The following is an 8,285-nucleotide window of genomic DNA, read 5'->3' on the forward strand; positions in this document are numbered from 1 at the left end:
GTTTCCTTCGCAAGAACAATCATCCCAAGTCAGAGGGCATCTGCGCGTCCACGACACGATCAACTCACCAAGATCCTCGGCGGATCCAGGCTCAGCGTTGCGAACGCCCCGTTCGCAACGTTCAACCACCCGCGAGCATCCACCGAGCAGCGGGCTCGACCAACCTGCCCGACCCTTAACTACCCGGCATTGAGTTCTAACCGTCGGCAACGCTAACGGTCAGTCCGCGTTGGAGCCGAGCAAGTCGGTGCGCAGCTGCGAAGCCGTCGAGATCACCAGCATCAGCAGTGTGCCCAGGGGCGCCGGGTCCATGCCCTCGGCCGGGAACGCGTACCGCAGGGTCACGTCGACGCCGCGCTCGGTGTGGATGACGCCCAAGGTGCCGAACAGGCCCTGGCCCGCGCGCTCGGCGACCGAAGCCGCGAGCACCTGGTCGTCAGGGAGATCCCAGGCGACCACACAGGTCAGGCTCAAGACCGTGAGCCCCTCGGCGAGCCGGGTCGCCTGGATGACGCAGGGGACGTCGGCGTGCGCGAAGGTCAGCGCGCCGTCGTCGTCGACGCGGACCTCCAAGTAACGCTCCAGCGCCTCGCGGGCGAGCGTCAGCAGTGAGGCCGTTGAGGCCGCTTCCGTGGTCACGACTTGCCTTCCGAAGCAGCGGCGGCGTCGACGGCCGCGCCGAAGCGGCGGTCGCGCTTGGCGAACTCGAGGCAGGCGTTCCACAGGTGGGTGCGGTCGAAGTCAGGGAAGAGCGTGTCCTGGAAGACCATCTCGGCGTACGCGGACTGCCAGAGCATGAAGTTGGACGTCCGCAGCTCGCCCGATGGGCGCAGGAACAGGTCCACGTCCGGCATTTCGGGCTGGTACAGGTACTTCGCGATGGTGCGCTCGTCGACCTTGTCCGGGTTGATCTTGCCCTCGGCGACACCCTGCGCGATCTTGCGTACCGCGTCGCCGATCTCTGCGCGGCCGCCGTAGTTGACGCACATGGTCATGTTCAGCGCCGTGTTGTGCTTGGTCTTCTCTTCGGCGATCTGCAGTTCCTTGATCACGCTCGCCCACAGCCGGGGCCTGCGACCGGCCCAGCGGATGCGCACGCCGATCGAACCCAGGTAGTCGACCTGGCGGCGGATGGTGTCGCGGTTGAAGCCCATCAGGAACTTCACCTCTTCGGGGCTGCGCTTCCAGTTCTCCGTTGAGAACGCGTACACCGAAAGCCACTTCACACCCAGCTCGACCGCGCCGCTGGCGACGTCGATCATCACGGCCTCGCCGCGCTTGTGCCCCTCGATGCGGGGCAGGCCGCGCTGGTTGGCCCAGCGGCCGTTGCCGTCCATCACCAGCGCCACGTGGTTCGGCACCAGCTCACGCGGGATCTGGGGCGGCTTCGCGCCGGACTCGTGCGGCTCCGGCGCCCGCAGTTCGAACTGTGACGCCTTGTTCTCGCGTCCCCTGCGCAGCACGGCCGCCTCCTCAAGCCTGGAAAATACGCCGCCCCCGACCCTACTTGCCGGTCACCGCCCGCCTTTCGACAAGGGGTAGCGACCGCAGCTGGCGCTCCAGATGCCACTGCAGATGCGCCGCGACCAGGCCGCTCGCGTCACGGCGGCAGCCGGGCAGCGAGGCCTCGGCCACCGGCCATTCGCCGTGCAGCAACGCGCTGAGCAGCACGAGCACCTCGGGCGCCGGGTGCACGGAGCCGGGAATGCGGCAGTTCGGGCACATCGAGCCGCCACCCTGCACGCTGAACGCCTTGTGCGGACCGGGCAGGCCGCAGCGGGCGCACTCGGTGATCGCGGGCTCCCAGCCCGCGTAAGCCATGGCGCGCAGGAAGAACGCGTCCAGGATGAGCGAAGAATCACGCTCGCCGCCGGCCAGCGCCCGCAACGCGCCGATGGCCAGCAGGTACAGCTTGAGCGACGGCTCACCCTCTTCGGCGGCGAGCCGATCCGCTGTCTCGGCGATCGCGCTGGCCGCCGTGTAGCGCTGGTAGTCGGCGACGATCGGCAGGTGGAACGCGTCGACCGTCTCGACCTGGGTGATCACGTCCAGCGTCCGGCCGGTGTAGAACTGCACATCCACATGCCCGAACGGCTCCAGGCGCGCGCCGAAGCGCGAGGACGTGCGCCGCACGCCCTTCGCGACGGCGCGGACCTTGCCGTGCCGCCGCGTGAGGAGCGTGACGATGCGATCGGCCTCGCCCAGCTTGTGCGTACGCAACACCACCCCGGTGTCGCGATACAGGTTCACCACGGGTACATCGTCCCACTAGGGACCGGCAAAACCCGGAGCAGCACGCTTCTGGCTCAGATGGAGGCCATGCTGGCGATGAAGATGATGAGGCCGGTGAGGCAGCTGATGCCGCCCAGCACGTTGCCGATGATGCACAGCGTCTTGGTCGTCCGCGAAGCCTGCTCGGCCGCCGCATAGTTGCCCTGCATCTTGTACTGGCCGACCTCGTTGGACTTGAAGATCGCGATGATGCCGAAGATCCCGCCGAAGAAGATCGAGATGATCGCCCAGGTCTTGTAGTCGGGGATGTCGCCGCCACCGAAACCGGGACCGCCGAAACCGGGCTGGCCGTAGGGCGCGGCCTGACCGTAAGGGGCGGGCTGGCCATAGGGCGCCGGCTGGCCGTAAGGCGCCGGGACCGCGCCGGACGGCGGGCCGTAGCCGGGCGCGGGCATGCCACCCGAGGGAGGACCGTAGCCAGGCTGTTGCGGCTGCTGCCCATAAGGCTGCTGGCCGAAGGGCTGCTGGCCGTACGGATTGGTCATCGGGTGTTCCCCCTAGCTGTGTTCATACCGGACCCCGGCACAAGCCGGTGCGCGGGAGCGTACCTGTTCGATGGCGGCACTCGCGTCCTGGTTCCCTCAAACGCGTAACGCGGCGAACGGCGCGAACGGCAGGTTCCGTACGACGAACCACAGAACGAACGCGACCCCGAAAGCCAGCGGTGTCCAGCGCCAGTGCAGCCAGCTGTTCACCCAGCGGCCGCGCAGCCTGCCGACCGCCCACGCCGCGGTGCTCCACACGAACAGCAGTCCCATGAGGAAGGTCAGCGCGTTGTAGTGCAGCGCCGCCGGAATGTCACCGTGCAGCAGGCTGTACAGCATCCGCATGCCGCCGCAGCCTGGGCAGGTGATGCCGAGCAACGCCTTCGTCGGGCACACCGGCAACGGGCCGCCGGGTGTGGTCGGATCCCCGATCAGCACGGCCGCGCAGCACACCCCGCCCGCCGCGACGACCGCCAGCGGCGGGGCCAGCGCGCGGAACTTCGCGCGCCAGCCCTGCGCCGGGTGTCCGGTGTAGACGGTCGTCATTGGTTCGGCAGGTCGCTGAACGACAGGCCGAGTATCACGGCGAACACGACCAGTGCGATGGCGGCGAGCACCCCGAGCACGCCCGAGACGATCGCCGACCAGATGGCCCACTTCTTCGCCTCGTCGGCGGCCTGCTGCGCAGCGGCCTGCTGGCCCGAGAACCACAGGCCCTGTACCTGGTTCGCCTTGACGATCGCCACGATGCCCAATGGCAGGCAGCACATGAGCGTGGCGAGGATCGCCCACACCATGTTGTTGTCCGGCGGGGGCGCGTACATCGGCGGCGGGTAGCCCTGCCCGTACTGGTCGGACATGGCTAGAAACCGAGCCTGCGCAACTGTTTCGGGTCGCGCTGCCAGTCCTTGGCGACCTTGATGTGCAGGTCGAGGTAGACCTTCATGCCGAGCAGCGCCTCGATGTGCGCACGCGCGCTCGCGCCGACCTGCTTGAGCCGCTCACCCTTGTGCCCGAGGATGATCCCCTTCTGGCTGGGGCGTTCGACGTACAGCAGCGCGTGGATGTCGATGAGGTCGTCGCGGCCCTCGCGCGGCAGCATCTCCTCGACGGTGACCGCGATGGAGTGCGGCAGCTCGTCGCGGACGCCTTCGAGCGCCGCCTCGCGGATGAGTTCGGCGACCAGCGTCTGCTCGGGCTCGTCGGTCAGCTCGCCGCCGGGATAGAGCTGCGGGCCCTCCGGAAGCTTCTTCACCAGCAGGTCCGCCAGCGCGCCGACCTGGAAACCGTCCACGGCGGACACCGGGATCAGGTCGGCGAACTCCATCACGTCCTGCAGCGCGAGCAGCTGCTCCATGACCTGCTGCGGCTGCACGAGGTCGGTCTTGGTGACCACCCCGACGACCGGCGTCCGCTTGGCGATCTTGACGAGTTCGGCCGCGATGAACCGGTCGCCGGGGCCGATCTTTTCGTTGGCGGGCACGCAAAAGCCGACAACGTCCACTTCGGACCAGGTGGAGTGCACGATGTCGTTGAGCCGCTCGCCGAGCAGCGTGCGCGGGCGGTGCAGGCCCGGCGTGTCGATGAGCACGAGCTGCGCGTCGTCACGGTGCACGATGCCGCGGATGGCGTGCCGGGTGGTCTGCGGCTTGCTGGAGGTGATCGCGACCTTGCTGCCGACCAGCGCGTTGGTCAGCGTCGACTTGCCCGCGTTGGGCCGCCCGACGAAGCAGGCGAAGCCGGAACGATGCTCGGACATCAGCGCAGCACCTGACCTGACGGATCGGCCAGGTAGACCGGCGCGTGCTTGGACAGGTCGCGCACGGCGCTCACCGAAGCCTCCTTGAGCAGGCCCTCGCCGGTGACGACGACCGCCGCTTCGATGCCTTCCGCGCCGCTGGACACGGCGGCGGCGACCGCGGCCTGCAACGCCGTCAGCTTGAACGACGGCAGGTCGACGGTGGCGGCGGCGTAGGTGCGGCCGTCGGTGTCGCGCACCGCGGCACCCTCTTCGGCCTGGATCCTGGCCCTCGACGAACGGGCCAGCGTCACCAGCTTCTGGTCCTCGGGGTCCAGCTCAGGCATGTTCAACGCTCCTGTCATCAGGTTTCGGCACGCGGGTGCGCTTGCGCTCGACGGAGGTGTCGGCCGGATAGACGACCACCGAGGTGATCCGCATCCGCCCGCGCCGGTCCTTGCCGCCCTCCGCGTACAGCCGCAGTCCGGCGACCTCGGCTTCCGCACCCGGTAGCGGGACCCTACCCAGCCGCTCGGCGAGCAGCCCGCCGACGGTCTCCACGTCGTGGTCTTCTTCGAGATCGAGGCCGAACAGCTCGCCGAGATCGTCGATGCCGAGCCGTGACGACACGCGCAGCGCGCCGTTCTCCAGCTCCTCGACGTCGGGGCGTTCGTCGGTGTCGGACTCGTCGGTGATCTCGCCGACGATCTCCTCGAGCACGTCTTCGATGGTCAGCAGGCCGGCGGTGCCGCCGTACTCGTCGACGGCGATGGCCATGTGGTTGTGCGAGACCTGCATTTCCTTGAGCAGGTCGTCGAGCCGCTTCGAGTCGGGGACGTAGCTCGCCGGGTTCATCAGCTCGCGGACGAGGCGCTGCGGCCCGTTCTCGGCCATGTACGCGGGCATCAGATCCTTGATGTTGGCGACGCCGACGATCTCGTCGACCGACTCGCCGATCACCGGCACCCTGGTGAACCCGGTGCGCAACGCCAGCGCAAGCGCTTGCCTCACGGTTTTCGTCTGCTCGATCCAGACGATCTCGGTGCGCGGCACCATCACCTCGCGCGCGACGGTGTCGCCCAGCTCGAACACCGAGTGGATCATCTCGCGCTCGGAGTCCTCGACGACGCCGCGTTCCTGCGCGAGGTCGACCAGCTCGCGCAGCTCGACCTCCGAGGTGAACGGGCCCTCGCGGAAGCCCTTGCCGGGGGTGATCGCGTTACCGATGACGATCAGCAGCCTGGACAGCGGCCCCATCAGCGTGCCTAGCACGCGGACCGGGCCCGCCAGCAGCGTGCCGACGCGGTACGGGTGCTGGCGGCCGATGGTGCGCGGGCCGACGCCGATGAGGACGTAGCTCACGACCACCATGACCACGGCCGAGACCAGCACGGCGACCGCGAGCGGGGTGATCAGCTGCACGAACACGACCGTGACCAGCACGGTCGCGGTGAGCTCGCAGCCGAGCCGCAGCAGCAACAGCAGGTTGATGTGCCTGCGGCGTTCCGCGACGACGGCGGCGAGCTGGCGCGCGCCGACCCTGCCGATGCGGACGAGACCGTCGACCCTGGCGGGCGAGACCGTGCTGACCGCGGCGTCCGCGGCCGCGAACACACCGGCGAGCAGCACCAGCGCGATCGCGAAGATCAGCATGGCTACGGCGTTTCTGGCTGTTCGCCCGCCGGCGCGTCGAGTCCGGCGATGCCGAGCACGCGGTCGTCGGCGCTGCGCTGCGCGTCCTGGCGCCTGGCCGCCGAGACGGCGTCCTGGAACTCGCCGAGGATCCGCTTCTGCAGCCCGAACATCTCGCGTTCCTCGGCGGGCTCGGCGTGGTCGTAGCCCAGCAGGTGCAGCACACCGTGCACGGTCAGCAGGTGCAGCTCGTCGAGCAGCCCGTGGCCCGCGGTCTTGGCCTGGTCCTTGGCGAACGCCGGGCACAGCACGATGTCACCGAGCAGCGCGGGCGACGGGTCCGCGGCGTCGGGACGGCGTGACTGCTCCAGCTCGTCCATCGGGAAGGCCATCACGTCGGTGGGGCCTGGCAGGTCCATCCAGCGGACGTGCAGGTCCTCCATCACGTCGAGCGTGACCAGCAGTACGGACAGCTCGGCCAGCGGGCTGACCTCCATCTTGTCCAGTGCGAAGCGGGCGGCGGAGACGATCGACGTCTCGTCGACCGTCACTCCCGATTCGTTGGCGATCTCGATGCTCACCGGCGACCCTTCCAGCCATTCCCGGGCGCCTGCTCGTCCTGCACGGCCTGCCACTTCTCGTATGCGTCGACGATGTCGCCGACCAGTCTGTGCCGCACGACGTCCTGGCTGGTCAGCTGGGCGAAGTGCAGGTCGTCGACACCTTCGAGGATGTCCTTGACCACGCGCAGGCCGCTCTTCTGCCCGGACGGCAGGTCGACCTGGGTGACGTCACCGGTGACCACGATCTTGGAGCCGAAGCCCAGCCGGGTCAGGAACATCTTCATCTGCTCGGGCGTGGTGTTCTGCGCCTCGTCGAGGATGATGAACGCGTCGTTGAGCGTCCGGCCGCGCATGTAGGCGAGCGGGGCGATTTCGATGGTCCCGGCCGCCATGAGCTTGGGGATCGAGTCCGGCTCGACCATGTCGTGCAGCGCGTCGTAGAGCGGGCGCAGGTACGGGTCGATCTTCTCGTTGAGCGTGCCGGGCAGGTACCCGAGCCGCTCACCTGCCTCGACGGCCGGGCGGGTCAGCACGATGCGGGTGACCTGCTTGGCCTGCAGTGCCTGGACGGCCTTGGCCATCGCGAGGTACGTCTTGCCGGTACCGGCTGGGCCGATGCCGAACACGATCGTGTGCTTGTCGATGGCGTCGACGTACTTCTTCTGGTTGAGCGTCTTGGGCCGGATGGTCTTCCCGCGGCGCGAGATGATGTCCATGCTCAGCACTTCGGCCGGTGACTCGCCGGAGTCGGCGGTGAGCATGCCGACGGTGCGGCGGACCGTGCTGGGGTCCACCTGCTGCCCGCGTCCGGCGAGTGTCACCAGTTCGGCGAACACCCGCTCGGCGAACGCGACGTCCGCCGGTGCGCCGGTGAGCGTCACCTCGTTGCCTCGGACGTGCACGTCCGCTTCGAGAAGTTCTTCGACTACCCGGAGATTCTCGTCCCGTGATCCCAGCAGGGCCAGCGCGGCCGCGTCGGGGATCGGGAACCGGGACTGCGCCGCGGACTCGTTCTTGCCGACGTCCGGTCGTGCGGCCCCACCCTCTGCCGTACCTGCCACGTGCCCTCGGGCCTGCTTTCTGCGCTAACGCCGTTCCACTTCCGACCCCACGATGCTAGCCGCACGCCACCCGGCGACGCAGTCCGGTTTCCCTAGGAGCCGAACCGGCTGAGTGGTTCCCCGCCCAGCACGTGGGCGTGCACGTGGAACACGGTCTGCCCGGCATCACCGTCCGTGTTGAACACAACCCGGTACCCCGACTCCTTGATCCCCTCGATCTCAGCCACCTTCGCAGCCGAAGCGATCACCTCAGCCAACAGCCCCGGGTCAGCCGCAGCCAACTCAGCCACGTTCCGATACCTCGTCTTCGGCACAACCAGCACATGCACCTTCGCCTGAGGCCCAATGTCCCGAAACGCCAGCGTCGTCTCAGTCTCGTACACGATCTCGGCCGGAATCTCCCGAGCAATGATCTGCTCGAACAACGTCTCACTCATCCCCAAACCCTACTAACCCCGCCCACCCCACCCCAGGGGGTCGTGAGTGGTATGGCCGGTTAGAACCCGGCCATACC

Annotated in this window: 12 protein-coding genes; all 12 read right to left on the reverse strand. The window is 68.4% G+C overall.

Going from position 1 to position 8,285, the window contains the following annotated elements; translation table 11 throughout:
• Positions 1-219 precede the first annotated feature (219 nt).
• Complete coding sequence (locus ACFV15_RS47055) at positions 220-639, reverse strand: hypothetical protein (RefSeq protein WP_378359898.1); 420 nt, start codon at positions 637-639, stop codon at positions 220-222.
• Positions 636-1,463: an isoprenyl transferase gene (locus ACFV15_RS47060; protein WP_378359900.1), complete on the reverse strand. Its 828-nt coding sequence runs from the start codon at positions 1,461-1,463 to the stop codon at positions 636-638. Before ACFV15_RS47060 ends, ACFV15_RS47055 begins: the two co-directional genes overlap by 4 nt.
• Before the next feature lie 40 nt (positions 1,464-1,503).
• Positions 1,504-2,253 carry a DNA repair protein RecO gene (recO, locus tag ACFV15_RS47065; protein ID WP_378359902.1) on the reverse strand — a complete coding sequence of 250 codons (750 nt, stop codon included), beginning with the start codon at positions 2,251-2,253 and terminating at the stop codon, positions 1,504-1,506.
• 53 nt (positions 2,254-2,306) lie between these two features.
• Positions 2,307-2,777 carry a CD225/dispanin family protein gene (locus tag ACFV15_RS47070; protein WP_378359904.1) on the reverse strand — a complete coding sequence of 157 codons (471 nt, stop codon included), beginning with the start codon at positions 2,775-2,777 and terminating at the stop codon, positions 2,307-2,309.
• Between the two features lie 96 nt (positions 2,778-2,873).
• Complete coding sequence (locus ACFV15_RS47075; RefSeq protein WP_378359905.1) at positions 2,874-3,323, reverse strand: DUF2752 domain-containing protein; 450 nt, start codon at positions 3,321-3,323, stop codon at positions 2,874-2,876.
• Positions 3,320-3,637, reverse strand: coding sequence for a CD225/dispanin family protein (locus ACFV15_RS47080; RefSeq protein ID WP_378359907.1), 318 nt, complete (start codon positions 3,635-3,637; stop codon positions 3,320-3,322). Before ACFV15_RS47080 ends, ACFV15_RS47075 begins: the two co-directional genes overlap by 4 nt.
• Positions 3,638-3,639: 2 nt before the next feature.
• On the reverse strand, positions 3,640-4,536 hold the full coding sequence (era, locus tag ACFV15_RS47085) for a GTPase Era (RefSeq protein ID WP_378359909.1): 897 nt from the start codon (positions 4,534-4,536) through the stop codon (positions 3,640-3,642).
• Positions 4,536-4,862, reverse strand: a complete 327-nt coding sequence (locus ACFV15_RS47090) for a cytidine deaminase (protein WP_378359911.1) — start codon at positions 4,860-4,862, stop codon at positions 4,536-4,538. Before ACFV15_RS47090 ends, era begins: the two co-directional genes overlap by 1 nt.
• Complete coding sequence (locus ACFV15_RS47095; RefSeq protein WP_378359912.1) at positions 4,855-6,168, reverse strand: hemolysin family protein; 1,314 nt, start codon at positions 6,166-6,168, stop codon at positions 4,855-4,857. The genes ACFV15_RS47090 and ACFV15_RS47095 overlap by 8 nt, the downstream gene beginning before the upstream one ends.
• 2 nt (positions 6,169-6,170) lie before the next feature.
• The gene (ybeY, locus tag ACFV15_RS47100) at positions 6,171-6,728 is read right to left on the reverse strand and encodes an rRNA maturation RNase YbeY (RefSeq protein WP_378359914.1); all 558 of its coding nucleotides are present in this window, start codon (positions 6,726-6,728) and stop codon (positions 6,171-6,173) included.
• Complete coding sequence (locus ACFV15_RS47105) at positions 6,725-7,771, reverse strand: PhoH family protein (RefSeq protein WP_378359916.1); 1,047 nt, start codon at positions 7,769-7,771, stop codon at positions 6,725-6,727. The genes ybeY and ACFV15_RS47105 overlap by 4 nt, the downstream gene beginning before the upstream one ends.
• Before the next feature lie 92 nt (positions 7,772-7,863).
• Positions 7,864-8,214 carry a histidine triad nucleotide-binding protein gene (locus ACFV15_RS47110; protein WP_378359917.1) on the reverse strand — a complete coding sequence of 117 codons (351 nt, stop codon included), beginning with the start codon at positions 8,212-8,214 and terminating at the stop codon, positions 7,864-7,866.
• Positions 8,215-8,285 lie beyond the last annotated feature (71 nt).

The sequence above is a fragment of the Amycolatopsis sp. NPDC059657 genome, assembly GCF_042734395.1.
Classification (GTDB): Bacteria; Actinomycetota; Actinomycetes; order Mycobacteriales; family Pseudonocardiaceae; genus Amycolatopsis.